This is a genomic window from Pseudomonas sp. HLS-6 (assembly GCF_002753995.1).
GTDB classification, from domain to species: Bacteria; Pseudomonadota; Gammaproteobacteria; order Pseudomonadales; family Pseudomonadaceae; genus Aquipseudomonas; species Aquipseudomonas defluvii.
Genome location: NZ_CP024478.1, coordinates 3,399,928 through 3,416,250 on the forward strand (window position 1 = coordinate 3,399,928; position 16,323 = coordinate 3,416,250).

Here is a 16,323-nt window from a genome sequence, read left to right on the forward strand (position 1 = left end):
GCTACCACGACATCCATTGGTCTTGGTCGCAGATAATGGAACAGCCCTCAGCCCTGGGCAACTGCCCAGAAGGGTGCTGCCTGCGATGACGCCTTGATGGCCGCTGCAGCCTGGTCGATGTCGGCCTCACTGGTGTAGCGCCCCAGGCTCAGGCGAAGGGTTCGGCGCGCGGCTTGCTCGTCATGCCCAAGGGCGAGCAGCACATGGGACGCTGCACTGCTGGCTGAATTGCATGCCGACGTGGAGGAGAACGCCAATCGCGTGGCCAGAGCGTGCAGATCGACGCTATTGTCGGCGAAGGTCAGGCTCAACGTATGAGCAATGCGCTGCTGGGGGCTTCCGTTCAAGCCTAGCCCCGGCACGCCAGCCAACTGCTCCAGCAAGCGAGTACGCAAGCGCCTGATGCGTGCAAGCTCGTCGTCAAACAGTTCGCCGGCCAACGCGAAGGCCGCGCCCATCGCCACGATTTGATGGGTCGCCAACGTTCCTGAGCGCAACCCACCCTCATGCCCGCCGCCATGCACTTGAGCCTGAAGCGCGGGGCGAGCACGCTCACCGACATACAATGCCCCGATACCTTTCGGACCGTAGACCTTATGCGCAGAGAAGGACACCAGGTCCACCGGCCAACGCGCCAGATCGATCTCGACCTTGCCGGCCGCCTGGGCCGCATCGACATGCAGGAATGCACCATGACCACGCACGTGTTCGCCAATGGCCTGCACATCGTTGAGCGTTCCCAGTTCGTTATTGACCAGCATCAGCGAAACCAGAAAGGTATCGTCTCGCAGCGCACCCGCAACGGCCTGCGGCGTAATGAGCCCTTGAGCATCCGGCGCCAGCCAGGTGACCTCGAACCCGGCCAGTTCAAGTTGCCTGACACTATCAAGCACAGCTTTGTGTTCGATCAGGCTGGTGATGATATGCCCGCCACTGCGCCCCTGAGCCAGGCCCTTGAGTGCCAGGTTGTTCGACTCGGTAGCACCGGACGTCCAGACGATCTGCTCGGGTTTAGCGCGCACCAGACTGGCAACCTGAGCACGCGCTCGCTCCACCGCCTGACGGGCCTGCTGCCCATAACAATGAGAACTGGACGCGGGGTTGCCAAAATTTCCAGATACGCCCAGACACTCGACCATCACCTGAATGACCCGCTCGTCGACAGGTGTCGTGGCGGCGTAGTCGAAATACAACGGTAGATTGCTCATAGGTCAAGCCCTTGCTTGGCGCCGCGCCGCTGCAGAGCGAGCACTACGCCAATCCTTCCTGGTAAGTTCACCTGGATAGTGCCTCGAGACCTATTAGAACAATAAATTATTAATTATTATATTTATATTCCAATATTGGCATCACTGACACCTGACAGCAAACCTCAGTGAGGTCACATCGCCAAGCGCTGCGCCAAGGCTTTCGCCTGCAGCGCCACATCAGTGACAGCAGTACTTTCCCACCACATACCGCGCAACGGCGGCCCAATGGCGAACAAGCGCTCACTGGCATGCCCTTGAGCATCCAGCACAGCGCCGTCCGGGTTGGCAGCAATGCCCAGCGCCAGTGGCCCCGGCTGAACAAGGCCACGCGCCAGCAGGTTTTGCGGCAGGGGCCGATCAACACGGCGCCAATCGTATTCGATACCCATTGAATTGATCAGTGCCGCCCCCGTCACACGCGTCGTCGCCTGCTGACCGCGGAAACGCAAACGAATACCCACCGCCTCGCCCTCAACAGCGTCGACGCCTTGCCAAGAGGCAGCATGAATGCGCAAGCGCCCCTCGTCACGCAGACGTTGGAGCAATGCCGCGCCAGGCGGCGCTGAACGGTGGTGATGACTCTCCCACCAGGGCCGTACATGACGCACAAACTGGCGCCGCTCACGATCGCTGGCCTGGCTCCAGAGCCTGGCGATATGTTGTCGGACGGTATCCAGCGGCGCCTGCCAGTCGACACCCTGAGCAATCGCCAAGCGGCATTGTTCACGTACAGCTCGAAGCAGTTGGCGGGGGCTGCGCAAGCCAGGGTCAGTTGCCAGGAAGTCGACCCAGGTCGGGGGCTGCCGACGGACATGGGGTAGCAGGCCATGGCGGGAAAACACCTCGATAGGTCCCCGATGCCCAGCCTGCTGCAACGACACCAACGCATCGATCATGGTCAGGCCGGAGCCGATGATCAACACTCGCCCTTGAGGATCAAGCCCACGCATGGCCGAGACATCCCAAGGGTCAAGGGTGGTCTGCTCCAACGCCTCTGCACCAAGGCGCGGGGTACGTGCGGCAGTAAACATGCCCGTAGCCAGCACAGCGCGCTCAGCCCGCAGCCGGCGCCCGTCGGCACACTGTATAAGCACGCCCTCGTTGTCGACGTGCAGGTCGTCTACCTCGCTACGCAAGTGCTCGACTCTGGAGCCTGAACGCGCACCTATGACCTCAGCGTCAGCCAGACGTTGGCGCGCATAACAGCCGAACAGGCCACGGGGCGGAAACAACTCGGCAATCGGTACCTGTTGCTCGGCAGACTCAGGCCAACCGCCCTCCCGAATACACTGCGTAAGCCACTGGGTCAGGTCATCGGGGTTATCTGGGTCGACACTCATCCGCGCGGCATTGCCATTGAGGGTATGCCCTGGTTCAGTCGCACTGTAGGCCTCGCCACGAGCAAGCTCGGGCCGAGGTTCAACGACGACGATACGTCGTTGACCAGGCTGGCGTAGCAGTTGCGCAGCAAGCATCGCGCCACTGAGGCCACCCCCAACAATGAGTACATCAATGACTGTATCCGGGTACGTCGCAGCGTATGGTGCGTGCATTCGCGTCTCCTTGCGCAATTATCTGGATGATAAGCGGCAAACGGCGGCAAACGCAGCCACACCGGTACTAAAGTAGGTTCATGCCGACGGCGCGCCAAAGCGCTTGCGATAGTCGCTCGGCGCCAACCCCATGACCTTGTGGAACACTTTGCGGAAAGCCCCAGGGTCTTGATACCCGACACCCCAGGCAATCTGCTCGACATTGCGATTGGTGAACTCCAGCATGCGACACGCGCGCCCGACGCGAACCTGCTGGCAGTACTCGGTCGGTTTCAGTCCGGTAGCACGACGAAAACGGCGCAGAAAGGTACGCTCCTCAAGGCCGGCATAACCGGCCATCCCTTCGAGGCTGACATCCTTGGCGCCGGTGCCTTGCAACCAGTGCTGAACCTTGAGAATCGCTTCGTCTCCATGGTCCAGGCAGGGGCTGAAGACACTGCCTAGACGCTGCCCGCTCACCACCCGTTCCACGGCCAGGAACCGGGCGGTTTCCGTCGCCAAGGTAGCCCCCAGAAAGCGCTCGACCAGGTTCAAACCCAGCTCGGTCCAGGCCATCAACCCTGCGGAAGTAATAATGTCGCCGTCATCCAGCAACGGCAAATGGGTCTCGACCTTCACCAGTGGAAAGCGCTGAGCCAGGGATGGCGCAAAGTTCCAATGCGTGGTTGCCGGGCGGCCGTCGAGCAAGCCGCTTGCCGCAATAAAGAACACCCCGACGCATACCGACACCAGCACGGCGCCCTCACGGTGCCACTGCCTGAGGTCGCCACAGAACCGCTCAAGCAACTCAGGATCCGGCGCCTGGGTGAGGCTTGGCGGAATGATAATGGCGCGCGGCTGGTGAGCGCGCTGCGGATGCGTATCAAAGCTGACCGCCAGCCCTCCGCCATCGACCTCACACCAGTGAGTGACACGCAACAACGGCCGCTCCAGCGCGCCGAGCTCGACGGACATGCGATTCGCGACCGCCAGCAAGTCGGTAACACCCTGCACGGCCGCCATCTGCGCGCCCGGGTACACCAGAATGCCGATCTCCAGCGTGTCGCGTACGGTAGTCATTGTCAGTTTTTCCAGCCAATTTGTCGGTTGCGCCAATCTGCAAGCCTGTCGATCAAGCCTATAACTATCGCCACGTCACAACCACTCCCAGTACAAGGAAAGCGACATGACCCGACACGCGCTGATCGTCATTGATATTCAGAACGACTATTTTCCCGGCGGCAAATGGCCCCTCGACGGTGTCGAGTCTGCTGCCGATAACGCAGCACAGGTATTGGCAGCAGCGCGGGCCCGGAACGACCTGGTGGTTCACGTGCGCCATGAGTTCGAGTCCGCGGACGCACCGTTCTTCACGCCCGGCTCAGAGGGTGCTCAGATACATCCCAAGGCAGAAAACCAGGCAAATGAACCGGTGGTTCTCAAGCACAAGGTAAATGCCTTCCTGGATACCGAGCTCAAGGCACTGCTGGATGATCACCACGTCAGCGCCATTACCCTGGTCGGCAGCATGAGTCATATGTGCATCGACGCGGCAGCACGCGCGGCGGCCGACTTTGGCTACGCGACCACAGTCATTCACGATGCCTGCGCTACCCGCGCACTGGTGTTCAACGATATGACAGTACCCGCTGAGCAGGTGCATGCCGCCTATATGGCGTCGCTGGCATTCGGTTATGCGCAGGTCGTGTCGACAGCCGAATACCTCGACGCCCAACGCGACTGACCTACCGGGCAGCGCTCAGATCACGACATTGCGTACGAAGCGTACCGCCACCTCACCATCGTTGCGATAGACGTGCATCCGGTTGCTGGCGAAGGTAAAAAATTCGCCAGCGGCCAGGCTGTGTACCTGATCCTCGATCAACAAGGTCAGGCAACCTTCAAATACGTAGAGTTGCTCGCTCCACCCGTCAGCATCGGCCTCGGAGGGGTACACTTCGCCGGGCTCCAGGCGCCACTCCCACAACTCGACCTCGCGGCTGGCCGCGGAGCTGGCCAACAGAATCGCCTTGCTGCCCGGATGAACGCCCGTCCAGGCCAGTTCGTTGATTCGACTGGGATCGCGATTGTCCGGTGCCTGGATCAAATCGCTGAATGCGACATCAAGTGCTTCGGCTATTCGATCCAGTGTCGTCAGGCTGACGTTCTTTTCGCCAGCCTCGATGGCAACCAGCATGCGACGACTCACACCCGATTTTTCCGCCAGTGCAGTCTGGCTGAGGCCGGCAGCATGACGCAGGCGACGGATGTTCTGACTGACGTGCTGCAACACAGACGCCCTGTGATTCGAATCTTTGTGCACTATATTGCTCGCTGGTAGAGTGTGCGCAGTATACTGCCCACTTTGGCGCATTGTGCGTCGCCCATCATTCGTGTGCAAGACCATGACCTCAAGCGCCCCGCAACACGCGACCGTGTCCTTCCGGCCAAGCAAAGCCGAGTGGGTACTGATCTTCATCACTGTCCTCTGGGGCGGCACTTTTCTGCTCGTGCACAAGGTGATGACCGTGAGTGGCCCGATGTTCTTCGTGGGCCTGCGTTTTGCGGCTGCCGCACTGTTCGTTGCCATGGTATCGGCCCGCTCGCTGTCCGGCCTGACCACCACCGAACTCAAGGCCGGTTTCTTGATTGGCGTCTCCATCATGCTTGGCTATGGCCTGCAGACAGTTGGCCTGCAAACCATCAGCAGCAGCCAATCGGCGTTTATCACAGCCTTGTATGTGCCATTCGTGCCCTTGCTTCAATGGGTGATTCTGGGCCGTCGCCCCGGGCTCATGCCAAGCATCGGCATCAGCCTGGCATTCATCGGGCTCATGCTGCTGGCAGGCCCGAACGGCCGTTCGTTGCAGTTCAGTCCCGGCGAGATCGCCACGGTGGTCAGCGCGGTCGCCATTGCAGCCGAGATCATTCTGATCAGCCGCTTTGCAGGCAAGGTCGATGTGCGCCGCGTCACTGTCGTACAACTGGCAACGGCCTCGGCCCTGTCATTCCTGATGATTGTTCCGACCCAGGAAGCATTGCCAGACTTTTCCTGGCTACTGGTGCTCAGCGCTGTCGGCCTGGGCGCGATGAGCGCAGCCATCCAGGTGGCAATGAACTGGGCACAGAAATCGGTTTCGCCTACCCGCGCCACCCTCATCTACGCGGGCGAACCCGTGTGGGGCGGCGTCTTCGGACGGCTGGCGGGAGAGCGCCTGCCGGGCGCCGCGCTGGTCGGTGCATTGCTCATCGTCATTGCGGTAGTGGTCAGCGAATTGAAGGTCAAACGTCGAGAGGAGAAGTCCGTCGAGGAAGAGATACGCGAACAAGAGCGCGAACCGGGTTGAGGCAGCAGGCTTCACGCCATCCCTGAAAAAAACTGTTATAAAAAAATAGTTTAATGCACCGTTCTTGTAGGATTCTGCGACAGCTTGCAGGTTGGTGATCGACGGTCCGGCACGTATGATCCCTTACAAACTCCTGCAGATTAGAAACCCATGTCCTTGATAGTTCTGCTGCTTCTGCCATTCATCGGCAGCTGTCTGGCGGCTGTCCTGCCGCATAACGCGCGTAACAGTGAGTCACTACTGGCAGGTCTTGTTGCACTTGTCGGCACCGTACAGGTGGCGCTGCTGTACCCTCAGATTGCCGATGGCGGCATCATTCGCGAAGAAGTGCGCTGGCTGCCCAGCCTTGGGCTGAACCTGGTCTTGCGCCTGGATGGCTTCGCCTGGCTGTTCTCCCTGCTGGTGCTTGGCATCGGCACGCTGGTCTCGCTCTATGCCCGTTACTACATGTCCCCTCAGGACCCGGTACCGCGCTTTTTCGCGTTTTTCCTGGCATTCATGGGGGCCATGCTCGGCCTGGTGATTTCCGGCAACCTGATCCAGATCGTATTCTTCTGGGAACTGACCAGCCTGTTCTCCTTCCTGCTGATCGGTTACTGGCATCATCGCAGCGATGCACGACGCGGGGCCTATATGGCCTTGATGGTTACCGGGGCTGGCGGCCTGTGCCTGCTGGCAGGGGTGCTGCTGCTCGGCCATGTGGTCGGCAGCTACGACCTGGACACGGTGCTGGCTGCCGGTGATCAGATACGTAGCCATGCCCTCTACCCGGTACTACTGCCCCTCATCCTGCTGGGCGCCCTGAGCAAAAGCGCACAATTCCCCTTCCACTTCTGGCTTCCCCATGCCATGGCCGCGCCGACGCCCGTATCGGCCTACCTGCACTCCGCAACCATGGTCAAAGCCGGGGTGTTCCTGCTCGCAAGGCTTTGGCCGGCGCTGGCCGGCAGCGAACAATGGTTCTGGATCGTCAGCGGCGCGGGCGCCTGCACCTTGCTGCTGGGCGCTTACACGGCGATGTTCCAGAATGACCTCAAGGGCCTGCTGGCCTATTCGACCATCAGCCACCTGGGCTTGATCACCCTGCTGCTCGGGCTTAACAGCCCATTGGCGGCCGTCGCGGCAGTGTTCCACATTCTCAATCACGCAACCTTCAAGGCCTCACTGTTCATGGCGGCCGGGATCATCGATCACGAGAGCGGCACCCGTGACATTCGCAAACTCAGCGGGCTGTTTCGCCTGATCCCCTTTACCGCGACGCTGGCCATGGTTGCCAGTGCTTCGATGGCCGGCGTGCCATTGCTCAACGGCTTTCTGTCCAAGGAAATGTTCTTCGCCGAAACCGTGTTCATTTCCTCCACTGCCTGGGTCGAAACGACCCTGCCGGTCATCGCGACACTGGCCGGTACCTTCAGTGTGGCCTACGCCCTGCGCTTCACCGTGGATGTATTTTTCGGGCCGCAGGCCACCGACCTGCCCCACACGCCGCATGAGCCACCGCGCTGGATGCGTGCACCGGTCGAGCTCCTGGTACTGACCTGCCTGGTGGTGGGTATTTTTCCAGCCCAGTCCGTAGGCCCCCTGCTTGCCGCGGCCGCCTTGCCTGTAGTCGGCGGCACCCTGCCCGAATACAGCCTGGCAATCTGGCACGGCTGGAATGCACCACTGATCATGAGCCTGATTGCCATGGCGGGCGGCATCGTGCTGTACCTGTTGCTGCGCAACCAGTTCAAGCTCGGCCGCATTGCCCATCCACCCTTCATCGAGCGTTTCAACGGCAAGCGACTGTTTGAACGCTGCCAGGTACTGCTGATGCGCATGGCCCGCCGTGCCGAGCGCCTGCTCACGACCCGACGCCTGCAAAAGCAGTTGTTCATGCTGGTACTGGCAGCGTTCCTCGCAGGCCTGCTGCCCATGCTGCACAGTGGCCTGAGTTGGGGTGATCGACCGAAGATCCCAGGTTCCGGTGTATTCGTGGCCCTCTGGCTGATCGCAATTACCTGCGCCCTTGGTGCGGCCTGGCAAGCCAAGTATCACCGACTGGCCGCCCTGACCATGGTCAGCGTATGCGGCCTGATGACCTGTATCACCTTCGTCTGGTTCTCGGCACCCGACCTGGCGCTGACCCAACTGGTCGTGGAGGTGGTCACCACGATCCTGATCCTGCTGGGCCTGCGCTGGCTGCCACGCCGGATCGAGGGCGTCTCGCCCCTGGGCAGCCAGGAGCGTGCCCGCCTGCGACGCCTGCGCGACCTGGTACTGGCAGTGCTGGTCGGTACCGGCATGGCCCTGCTGTCCTACGCCATGCTGACCCGGCCTACCCCCAACGACATCTCCTCGTTCTACCTGAGCCGGGCACTGCCCGAGGGCGGTGGCAGCAACGTCGTCAACGTGATGCTGGTGGACTTCCGCGGCTTCGATACCTTGGGCGAAATCACCGTGCTGGTTGCCGTGGCGCTCGCGGTGTTTGCCCTGCTGCGACGTTTCCGACCGCCACGCGAAAGTATCGAGTTACCCGCACAACAGCGTCTGCTGGCGCCGGACGTGGTCACCGATCTGGTCAACCCACGGCACGCCGCCGATACGGCACTGGGTTTCATGATGGTGCCCGCCGCCCTGGTTCGCCTGCTACTGCCGATTGCCCTGGTGGTGTCGATGTACCTGTTCATGCGCGGGCACAACCAGCCGGGCGGCGGCTTCGTTGCCGGTCTGGTGATGTCGGTAGCCTTCATCCTCCAGTACATGGTCGCCGGCACCCAGTGGGTTGAAGCACAAATGAGCCTGCGCCCGCTGCGCTGGATGGGCACCGGCCTGCTCTGCGCCACCCTCACCGGGGTGGGTGCCATGCTGCTGGGCTACCCCTTCCTGACCACCCACACCGCCCACCTTCACCTGCCGGTGATCGGTGACTTGCATGTGGCCAGCGCACTGTTCTTCGATATCGGCGTGTTCACGGTCGTAGTCGGTTCAACCCTGCTGATCCTTACCGCGCTGGCGCACCAGTCGGTACGTAGCCATCGCCCCGGTGGCCACGTGAAAAATTCTCAACCAGGAGCCGCCTGATGGAAGAAGTCATTGCAATTGCCATCGGTGTACTCGCCGCCTCAGGTGTATGGCTGATACTGCGGCCACGGACCTTCCAGGTAGTGATGGGCCTGTGCCTGTTGTCCTATGGCGTCAACCTGTTCATCTTCAGTATGGGCAGCCTGTTCATTGGCAAGGAGCCAATCATCAAGGACGGCGTACCGCAGGACCTGTTCAACTACACCGACCCGCTGCCCCAAGCCCTGGTACTGACGGCAATCGTCATCAGCTTCGCCATGACCGCCTTGTTTCTGGTCGTACTGCTGGCGTCACGTGGCTTGACCGGCACTGACCACGTCGATGGCCGGGAGCCGAGTGAATGAATGCGATGAACCAACTGATCGTCGCCCCCATCCTGCTGCCTCTGATGACCGCAGCGCTGATGCTGCTGCTCGGCGAAAAGCGACGGCCACTCAAGGCCCGTATCAACCTGGTTTCAACCCTGCTTGGCCTGGGCATTTCCGTGGTGCTACTGGTGTGGGTACACACACAGGGGCATGCCAGTTCGATGGGTGTTTACCTGCCCGGGAACTGGCCCGCACCGTTCGGCATCGTGCTGGTAGTCGACCGCCTCGCGGCAATGATGCTGGTGTTGACCGGCATTGTCGGGCTTAGCGCGCTGCTCTACGCCATGGCCCGCTGGGACAGCGCAGGAGCCAGTTTCCATGCCCTCTTCCAGATCCAGCTGATGGGGCTGTACGGGGCCTTCCTGACGGCAGACCTGTTCAACCTGTTCGTCTTTTTCGAGGTGCTACTGGCGGCATCCTATGGCTTGATCCTGCACGGTTCGGGACGGGCACGGGTCAAGGCCGGCCTGCATTACATTGCCATCAACCTCGTCGCGTCATCGCTGTTCCTGATTGGCGCAGCGATGCTCTATGGCGTTACCGGCACCCTGAACATGGCCGACCTGGCGGTCAAGATCCCACTGGTGCCTGAGGCCGACCGAGGCTTGCTGCACGCTAGCGCCGCGATTCTGGCCATCGCCTTTCTGGCAAAGGCCGGCATCTGGCCGTTGAATTTCTGGCTGGTACCGGCGTACTCGGCAGCAAGCGCCCCCGTGGCCGCACTTTTCGCAATCATGACCAAGGTCGGCATCTACACCGTGTTGCGTCTCTGGACCTTGCTGTTTTCCGGGCAAGCCGGCGACTCTTCATTCTTCGGTGGTGAATGGCTGGTGTACGGCGGCCTCGCAACCCTGGGTTGTGCCGCACTGTTGATACTCGCCGCCCAGCGTCTTGAACGTATGGCCAGCCTGAGCATCCTGGTCTCGGCAGGTACGCTGCTGGCCGCGATAGGCTTCGGGCAACCCGCCCTGACCGCAGCGGCGCTGTTCTATCTGGTCAGCTCGACGCTGGCGCTGTGCGCACTGTTCCTGCTTGCGGAACTGATCGAACGCTCTCGTTCGGTCAACGAGATTCCGCTGGACGACGACGGCGACACCCTGCCGGCGCCACCCGAGCCACCCCAACTGCCCAAAGGCATCAACCTGGACGATGATCAGAAGGCCGTTGTCGGCCAGGTCATCCCCTGGGCCATGGCGTTTCTCGGCCTGAGCTTCATCGCCTGCGCCCTGCTGGTGATCGGCATGCCACCGCTATCGGGTTTCATCGGCAAGCTGAACCTGATCAGCGCCCTGCTCAACCCGCGAGGCCTCGGCATCACGACCGAACAGCCGTTGCCGATGACCGGCTGGACACTGCTGGCACTGCTGGTGCTCTCGGGCCTGGCATCACTGATTGCCCTGGCGCGCGTCGGCATCAAGCGCTTCTGGACACCACAGGAACGCCCTTCGCCAGTACTAAGGCGCCTGGAATGCCTGCCGATTGTTGCCCTGCTCGGCTTGTGCGTACTCCTCAGCATCCAGGCCGAGCCACTGTTACGCTACACGCACGACACTGCGAACGGCCTGCAGAACCCGCAGCAGTACATTTCTGCGGTGTTCGCTACACGGCCAGTGGCAGGCCCGCTGGCTGTACCTGAGGGGGTGCAGCCATGAAGCGCCTGTTCCCTGCCCCTCTGATATCGCTGGCGCTGTGGTTGCTGTGGCTGGTATTGAACCTTTCGATAAGCCCCGGCAACCTGTTGCTGGGCGCGCTGCTTGGCATGCTCGCACCGCTACTGATGGCCCCCCTGCGACCACAGTCAGTGAGCATTCGCAAACCTGCGACCATCGTACGCCTGATCCTGCGGGTGGGCCTGGATGTGCTGAGCTCCAACCTGCAAGTGGCTCGCAGTGTCCTGACTGCCGGCCAGCGCCCACCACGGTCGGCCTTCGTGCGCATTCCACTGGACTTGCGCGATGCTCATGGGCTAGCAGCCTTGTCGATGATCACAACGGTGGTCCCTGGCACCATCTGGTCGGAGCTGGCGCTGGACCGCAGTGTCTTGTTACTGCATGTCTTTGATCTGGACGACGAAACGCAATTCATCGAGCACTTCAAGCACACCTACGAACGCCCGCTGATGGAGATCTTTGAATGACAGGCCTGCTCGCCAACGCCATTCTCGCCAGCCTGTTCATTTTCGCCATGGCCATGGCCTTGACCTTGGTCAGGCTGTTCCGAGGCCCATCGGCGCAAGACCGGGTACTGGCGCTGGACTACCTGTACATCCTGGCCATGCTGATGATGCTGGTGCTGGGCATTCGCTACGCCAGTGATACCTACTTTGAAGGCGCGCTACTGATCGCGCTGTTCGGCTTTGTCGGCTCGTTCGCCCTGGCCAAATTCCTGCTGCGCGGTGAGGTGATCGAATGAGCGAGTTCAATGCATTGCCATTCTGGCTTGAACTGGCTACCGCGGCACTGCTGCTAACCGGCAGTGTGTTTGCCTTGATAGGCGCATTCGGCCTCCTGCGCATGAAGACGTTCTTTCAGCGCATGCACCCACCAGCCCTTGCCTCGACGCTGGGGACCTGGTGTGTCGCCCTGGCCTCGATCCTGTACTTTTCCGGCCTCAAGCACATGCCGGTTCTACATGCCTGGCTGATCCCGATCCTGCTTTCGATTACCGTACCGGTCACCACACTGCTGCTGGCGCGAGCGGCACTTTTCCGCAAACGCATGGCGAATGAGCCTGTGCCAGAAGAGATCAGTAGCGGGCGCGACAGGGGTAACTGATAGATCACGTGCTAAGGCGTTGCAGCTCACGTCGAACCATCGAAGCAAACTCCGGCGGGCTTAGTTGGTAGAGTTGCGCGGCAACCCAATCAAGCCAGGCGGCCTTAAGTTGTGCACGCTGCGCAAGCCATTGTTCAGCCAATTCGCGCGCCTGCGCCTGGTGCTGCGCATGAAACTCGGCCCGACCACGCCGTTCAGTGCCGACATCCGTCATTCGCTGGCCTTGAAGGTCATCTCGCCCTTGCGCCACTTGGCCGCTTTGGCGGTGGCCGCCTTGAGAATCTTGCTCAAGCCTTCCTGCAGTTGTGCATGGGCCGCAAATATCAGCACCACACTCTGCCCTTCACGTAACACGATTCCGTTGCCGTCCGGGGTCGATACGAAGGCATAGTCGCCCAGACCATAAACCGTATGTTTGATGTCACGGAATCGAACTTCCAACTTACCGCCCTCACGACTGGGCAGTACCGCCGCGCGAAAGTGGTCGCCGACCTTTAACTCCAGACGCTGCTTGTCATCAACGACCAACGCCTCTTCAGTGTCGATTTCGGCCATGTAAAGGCCTTCGGCACTTTGTTCAGTGACATAGACAAAACGCGATTGAAACTGTTTGACCAGCTTGGCCCGAAGATCGCCCAGCACAAACAGGGCCTGCATATCCAGATTGCTGACTGCCAATGAAAAATTCCTCAACGACTGATCACGCCCCTGCCAACGCTGGCAGCAATGCCGCGCAATGGCCAAGGCACGTTGTTTTGAATGGCTAAGATAGTAGTGGTTTAGCGAATGATTATCCCGTGCAGATAAACACCCAAGCCTGAAGGAAAGTTAACTATTTCCTGCCGGCATAAGCCTTTTGGCGAATTCTCAGCAGATTTCCTCAATCAAGGAAGCTTTTTCTGACAGCAATATTGCATCAGACATGCGATAGCTGAAAGAACAGCCCCATCAGCGGGGGTGTCCTGACAATCACTCATGCACTACAGGAAGCTGAATATGCACGAAAACACTGAATTCCGTCGAGAGGCCAACGCGTATTGTGGTGTAGAAAGTCGAAACCCTGCCAAGCCTCCCCGCTTCGTCGTGGTACCTGCAGGTATCGGATTCTTTCACATAACCGAGTACACCACCGGGCGGGTCAAAGGCTTTCGCCGTCAGCACACGGAAGCCTGCGCACTGGCGCGTGACCTTGAGCGCTGAAGGCGTGCACTCAGCAGGCGTGGCGAGCCGCACCCACCCTGGCAGCCTTGTTCAACTGATCCAGCCACGCGGCGCGGCATTCCTGAGCCTCGCTGCGGCTGGCAAAAGCGGTGCCTCGACGCTCGCCATTGACCAGCACCACCCAACATACTCGCTTGCCAAGTGCCTGCATCGATGCAGGCACACCAGAACCGATCATCACGGCTACATCGACCTTGCTATGCATGATTCCCTCCGGAACGTCATTAGCAAACTAACGATAGGGCCATGATAAAACCCGTTCCTCTCGGGAAAAAGCTATCGCCTGCATAGCAGTTTTACATCAGCCGCAACAAAACACTCAGCCCACAGCCGCCACCTGCGGCTTGTAACCCAGGCGAAAGCCACCCCAATGACGCCCATGAACCTCAATGGGCACAGACAGATCATGCATCAGCTCACCGGTATCGCGGGTGTAGGTCTGCAACAAAACAGCCTGTTGGTGGCTGCCACATCGAATGCCTGTCGGGTCATCGAACTTGCGCTTGCTGCGATTATGCGCAGTATCAAGCGCTTCATCGCCGGTCAATGGCTGATTGAACGCTGCGTTGTGCGTTGGCACATAACCCTGTTGCGTGCAGGCAATGGCAAACACCAAGCCTTCGTGCTCTTTCAGCAAAGGCTCCTGGATGGCCGGCAGAACCTGGTCAGTGTACTGGTCAAAGCGCGTGCGATAACGCACGGGCCGAGTACCGGGGATCGCCTGATAGTGCCGATCAAACAGATCATCCAGACTGATACGGCCTTGTGCGACATCGGCCTCAAACTGCCTGGCCATTTTCTGCGCCCCCTCGCGCGCCAGGTCGTAGATGCGCTGGTGATACTCGTCCAGGCCGACCTCAGCCAAGCGCTCACTGATGCTCTCGGCCTGCCCTTCCATTTGCACCGCAGCCTTGGCCAGTTGCCGGGTCTGTTGGTCGCTGACCTGCAGGTCGCTGCGCATTTGCTCGACAGCGCGGAACAGGCTGTCGAGTTGGCCCAGGTTGGTTTCTGTACCTTGGGCAATCTCGCTGATCTGCTGCTCTACGCCCGCGGCCAGCCCGGCAATGCTGTCGAGTTGCTCACCGGTGTGCTCCACCTGATCGACCCCCGTGTGCAGGTCATCGGACAACTCACGAATCTGCTCCACGACCTGGGCCGTGCGTTGCTGGATATCAGCAACCATCAGCCCGACCTCTTCAGTCGCCGTTGCCGTTCGCCCGGCCAAGCCGCGCACCTCATCGGCAACGACCGCAAACCCGCGCCCATGCTCACCGGCGCGGGCAGCCTCGATAGCCGCATTCAGGGCCAGCAAGTTGGTCTGACTGGCAATGGTGTGAATCACCAGGGTGACCCGCGCAATGTCTTCACTGCGTTGATGCAAGGCCTCGATCAACTCGCGACTCTCGCTGGCACGGGCACTCAACTGATGCATCCGCTGGATCGACTCCGCAAGCACCGAACGCCCGGCAGCACTGCTCTGGTGTGCTTCACGGGCGGCAGCCAAGGCCTGCTGGCTGAGGTGCGAGGTCGCTTGCTCAGTATCGATCATGACGTGTGCGCTACTGACAATCTGAGCGGCTGAAGCAAGTTGCGATTGCAGCTTGCCGGCCAGTTGCTTCACAGAAAATGCCACACCCGCTGCCGACAAGGCGTTATGACTGGTGGTGCGCGAAAGATCACGGGTCAGCTCAGTGAGCGGATCGACTGCACGATGCACTTCATCCGGTTCGCGCCGGCGAAAACGCGGCAGCACAAGGGTCAACAAAGCCAGTGGCGCGCAGACATAGAACGACAGCCCGGCAAATGCCATCGCGGCCAACAGCACCAGCAGTACCAGACTTTGCAGCGCGACCCCCGCCCACCCCTGCCTGGCAATGGGTGAATGGCGCGGTGTTAGCATGGCCTCTGGCAGAGATCCTTCTCGCATCATGGTTCAAGCTCCATAGACACTGTCGTTTTTGTGACGCCATTAAACGCCACTATAAAGCCATTATCTATGCTTCCTTGGACCTAATACGACTGTGCTTGATACAGGACAAGAAACGCAAAGGCCCCGGGGTTTGATCCCTGGGGCCTTGAGCTACACCCGTGCTGACGTCAGATCTGACGCTGGTGCTTGTCGATCTGCTCGTGGCGTTCTTGCGCTTCGATGCAGTACTTGGTGGTCGGGCTGATAAGCAGACGCTTCAGGCCGATTGGCTCACCACTGTCATCGCACCAGCCGAAGCTTTCGTCGGCAATTCGGCCCAGTGCCATCTCCAGCTGTGGCAGCAGGCGCTGATCACGTTCGATGGCGTTGACCAGCCAATGGCGCTCTTCTTCGACCGAGGCAGCGTCGGCAGGATCGGCAGGCGAGTCCAGGCTTTCAATGGCTACACGGCTCTGTTCGATACGCTCCTGGGTTTCGATCTTCATCGACTGCAACAAGTCGGTAAAGAAGGCCAGTTGCTCGGCATTCATGTAGTCATCGGCCGGCATGGCCAGCAACTTTTCCTTTGTCATTGATTTCTCTATAAAAAATACGTGCATTAAGGCGAATCGGGTGCTGCTCGCGACGAGCGCGCTCAGCGGAATTCTTCAAGCACCATCCGGCACTCAATTTACAGGGGGCGGCAGTCTAAGGCCGAGATTCGTACTCAGCAACATAAAAGACAGTGGATGCACCCGAAAAAACCAAGGGTCATACTCACCTGATGGCCCGAGAGCGCAGGCTTTATAGCAAATAAAAGGGCTAGCCGGCGTACTGCAAGAGACAAACGGCAGCACCC

18 protein-coding genes are annotated in these 16,323 nt (G+C 60.2%); 9 read left to right on the forward strand and 9 right to left on the reverse strand.

Going from position 1 to position 16,323, the window contains the following annotated elements:
• Window positions 1-47 precede the first annotated feature (47 nt).
• The 3 genes from CS390_RS15865 to CS390_RS15875 all read right to left on the reverse strand — a co-directional run bounded on the left by CS390_RS15865 (window position 48) and on the right by CS390_RS15875 (window position 3,862).
• The gene (locus tag CS390_RS15865) at window positions 48-1,208 is read right to left on the reverse strand and encodes an aminotransferase class V-fold PLP-dependent enzyme (RefSeq protein ID WP_099775309.1); all 1,161 of its coding nucleotides are present in this window, start codon (window positions 1,206-1,208) and stop codon (window positions 48-50) included.
• Between the two features lie 173 nt (window positions 1,209-1,381).
• Complete coding sequence (locus CS390_RS15870; RefSeq protein WP_065759929.1) at window positions 1,382-2,803, reverse strand: FAD/NAD(P)-binding protein; 1,422 nt, start codon at window positions 2,801-2,803, stop codon at window positions 1,382-1,384.
• Between the two features lie 78 nt (window positions 2,804-2,881).
• Complete coding sequence (locus CS390_RS15875; protein WP_099775310.1) at window positions 2,882-3,862, reverse strand: GlxA family transcriptional regulator; 981 nt, start codon at window positions 3,860-3,862, stop codon at window positions 2,882-2,884.
• A 106-nt stretch (window positions 3,863-3,968) separates the two neighbouring features.
• Here CS390_RS15875 and CS390_RS15880 point away from each other — a divergent pair, with 106 nt between their 5' ends.
• Window positions 3,969-4,526 (forward strand): cysteine hydrolase family protein, encoded by a 558-nt coding sequence (locus CS390_RS15880; protein ID WP_065759927.1) that lies wholly within the window; start codon window positions 3,969-3,971, stop codon window positions 4,524-4,526.
• A 15-nt stretch (window positions 4,527-4,541) separates the two neighbouring features.
• Here the strand turns inward: CS390_RS15880 and CS390_RS15885 are convergent, their stop codons facing one another.
• Window positions 4,542-5,105, reverse strand: coding sequence for a helix-turn-helix domain-containing protein (locus tag CS390_RS15885; protein ID WP_065759926.1), 564 nt, complete (start codon window positions 5,103-5,105; stop codon window positions 4,542-4,544).
• 82 nt (window positions 5,106-5,187) lie between these two features.
• Between CS390_RS15885 and CS390_RS15890 the strand changes: the two genes are divergently transcribed.
• The 7 genes from CS390_RS15890 to CS390_RS15920 all read left to right on the forward strand — a co-directional run bounded on the left by CS390_RS15890 (window position 5,188) and on the right by CS390_RS15920 (window position 12,334).
• The gene (locus CS390_RS15890) at window positions 5,188-6,129 is read left to right on the forward strand and encodes a DMT family transporter (protein WP_099775311.1); all 942 of its coding nucleotides are present in this window, start codon (window positions 5,188-5,190) and stop codon (window positions 6,127-6,129) included.
• Window positions 6,130-6,279: 150 nt separating this feature from the next.
• Entirely contained in the window at window positions 6,280-9,192 is a 2,913-nt protein-coding gene (locus CS390_RS15895) for a monovalent cation/H+ antiporter subunit A (protein WP_099775312.1), read from the forward strand.
• The gene (locus CS390_RS15900) at window positions 9,192-9,536 is read left to right on the forward strand and encodes a Na+/H+ antiporter subunit C (protein WP_065759923.1); all 345 of its coding nucleotides are present in this window, start codon (window positions 9,192-9,194) and stop codon (window positions 9,534-9,536) included. Before CS390_RS15895 ends, CS390_RS15900 begins: the two co-directional genes overlap by 1 nt.
• Entirely contained in the window at window positions 9,533-11,212 is a 1,680-nt protein-coding gene (locus CS390_RS15905; protein WP_099775313.1) for a monovalent cation/H+ antiporter subunit D, read from the forward strand. Before CS390_RS15900 ends, CS390_RS15905 begins: the two co-directional genes overlap by 4 nt.
• Window positions 11,209-11,697 carry a Na+/H+ antiporter subunit E gene (locus tag CS390_RS15910; RefSeq protein WP_099775314.1) on the forward strand — a complete coding sequence of 163 codons (489 nt, stop codon included), beginning with the start codon at window positions 11,209-11,211 and terminating at the stop codon, window positions 11,695-11,697. The genes CS390_RS15905 and CS390_RS15910 overlap by 4 nt, the downstream gene beginning before the upstream one ends.
• Window positions 11,694-11,972, forward strand: coding sequence for a K+/H+ antiporter subunit F (locus CS390_RS15915; RefSeq protein ID WP_065759920.1), 279 nt, complete (start codon window positions 11,694-11,696; stop codon window positions 11,970-11,972). Before CS390_RS15910 ends, CS390_RS15915 begins: the two co-directional genes overlap by 4 nt.
• Entirely contained in the window at window positions 11,969-12,334 is a 366-nt protein-coding gene (locus CS390_RS15920; RefSeq protein WP_099775315.1) for a Na+/H+ antiporter subunit G, read from the forward strand. The genes CS390_RS15915 and CS390_RS15920 overlap by 4 nt, the downstream gene beginning before the upstream one ends.
• 4 nt (window positions 12,335-12,338) lie before the next feature.
• On the opposite strand, the gene CS390_RS15925 is transcribed toward CS390_RS15920, so the two are convergent.
• Both CS390_RS15925 and CS390_RS15930 read right to left on the reverse strand, forming a co-directional pair.
• Window positions 12,339-12,548: a hypothetical protein gene (locus CS390_RS15925; protein ID WP_065759918.1), complete on the reverse strand. Its 210-nt coding sequence runs from the start codon at window positions 12,546-12,548 to the stop codon at window positions 12,339-12,341.
• Window positions 12,545-13,012, reverse strand: coding sequence for a hypothetical protein (locus CS390_RS15930; protein WP_065759917.1), 468 nt, complete (start codon window positions 13,010-13,012; stop codon window positions 12,545-12,547). Before CS390_RS15930 ends, CS390_RS15925 begins: the two co-directional genes overlap by 4 nt.
• Window positions 13,013-13,330: 318 nt before the next feature.
• On the opposite strand from CS390_RS15930, the gene CS390_RS15935 reads away from it, so the two are divergent.
• Entirely contained in the window at window positions 13,331-13,534 is a 204-nt protein-coding gene (locus tag CS390_RS15935; RefSeq protein ID WP_099775316.1) for a hypothetical protein, read from the forward strand.
• A 10-nt stretch (window positions 13,535-13,544) separates the two neighbouring features.
• Here the strand turns inward: CS390_RS15935 and CS390_RS15940 are convergent, their stop codons facing one another.
• The 3 genes from CS390_RS15940 to CS390_RS15950 form a co-directional block, all read right to left on the reverse strand.
• A complete protein-coding gene (locus CS390_RS15940) occupies window positions 13,545-13,760 on the reverse strand; it encodes a hypothetical protein (RefSeq protein ID WP_065759915.1) in 216 nt (71 codons plus the stop codon).
• A 114-nt stretch (window positions 13,761-13,874) separates the two neighbouring features.
• Window positions 13,875-15,485, reverse strand: a complete 1,611-nt coding sequence (locus tag CS390_RS15945) for a methyl-accepting chemotaxis protein (RefSeq protein ID WP_065759914.1) — start codon at window positions 15,483-15,485, stop codon at window positions 13,875-13,877.
• Between the two features lie 167 nt (window positions 15,486-15,652).
• Window positions 15,653-16,057 (reverse strand): TraR/DksA C4-type zinc finger protein, encoded by a 405-nt coding sequence (locus CS390_RS15950; RefSeq protein WP_065759913.1) that lies wholly within the window; start codon window positions 16,055-16,057, stop codon window positions 15,653-15,655.
• Window positions 16,058-16,323: the final 266 nt, after the last annotated feature.

Coding starts and splice junctions, on each gene's coding strand:
- CS390_RS15870 (WP_065759929.1), bottom strand. CDS start 2,803: ATGCACGCACCATACGCTGCGACGTACCCGGATACAGTCATTGATGTA.
- CS390_RS15865 (WP_099775309.1), bottom strand. CDS start 1,208: ATGAGCAATCTACCGTTGTATTTCGACTACGCCGCCACGACACCTGTC.
- CS390_RS15925 (WP_065759918.1), bottom strand. CDS start 12,548: ATGACGGATGTCGGCACTGAACGGCGTGGTCGGGCCGAGTTTCATGCG.
- CS390_RS15875 (WP_099775310.1), bottom strand. CDS start 3,862: ATGACTACCGTACGCGACACGCTGGAGATCGGCATTCTGGTGTACCCG.
- CS390_RS15890 (WP_099775311.1), top strand. CDS start 5,188: ATGACCTCAAGCGCCCCGCAACACGCGACCGTGTCCTTCCGGCCAAGC.
- CS390_RS15880 (WP_065759927.1), top strand. CDS start 3,969: ATGACCCGACACGCGCTGATCGTCATTGATATTCAGAACGACTATTTT.
- CS390_RS15895 (WP_099775312.1), top strand. CDS start 6,280: ATGTCCTTGATAGTTCTGCTGCTTCTGCCATTCATCGGCAGCTGTCTG.
- CS390_RS15935 (WP_099775316.1), top strand. CDS start 13,331: ATGCACGAAAACACTGAATTCCGTCGAGAGGCCAACGCGTATTGTGGT.
- CS390_RS15945 (WP_065759914.1), bottom strand. CDS start 15,485: ATGATGCGAGAAGGATCTCTGCCAGAGGCCATGCTAACACCGCGCCAT.
- CS390_RS15900 (WP_065759923.1), top strand. CDS start 9,192: ATGGAAGAAGTCATTGCAATTGCCATCGGTGTACTCGCCGCCTCAGGT.
- CS390_RS15915 (WP_065759920.1), top strand. CDS start 11,694: ATGACAGGCCTGCTCGCCAACGCCATTCTCGCCAGCCTGTTCATTTTC.
- CS390_RS15910 (WP_099775314.1), top strand. CDS start 11,209: ATGAAGCGCCTGTTCCCTGCCCCTCTGATATCGCTGGCGCTGTGGTTG.
- CS390_RS15940 (WP_065759915.1), bottom strand. CDS start 13,760: ATGCATAGCAAGGTCGATGTAGCCGTGATGATCGGTTCTGGTGTGCCT.
- CS390_RS15920 (WP_099775315.1), top strand. CDS start 11,969: ATGAGCGAGTTCAATGCATTGCCATTCTGGCTTGAACTGGCTACCGCG.
- CS390_RS15950 (WP_065759913.1), bottom strand. CDS start 16,057: ATGACAAAGGAAAAGTTGCTGGCCATGCCGGCCGATGACTACATGAAT.
- CS390_RS15905 (WP_099775313.1), top strand. CDS start 9,533: ATGAATGCGATGAACCAACTGATCGTCGCCCCCATCCTGCTGCCTCTG.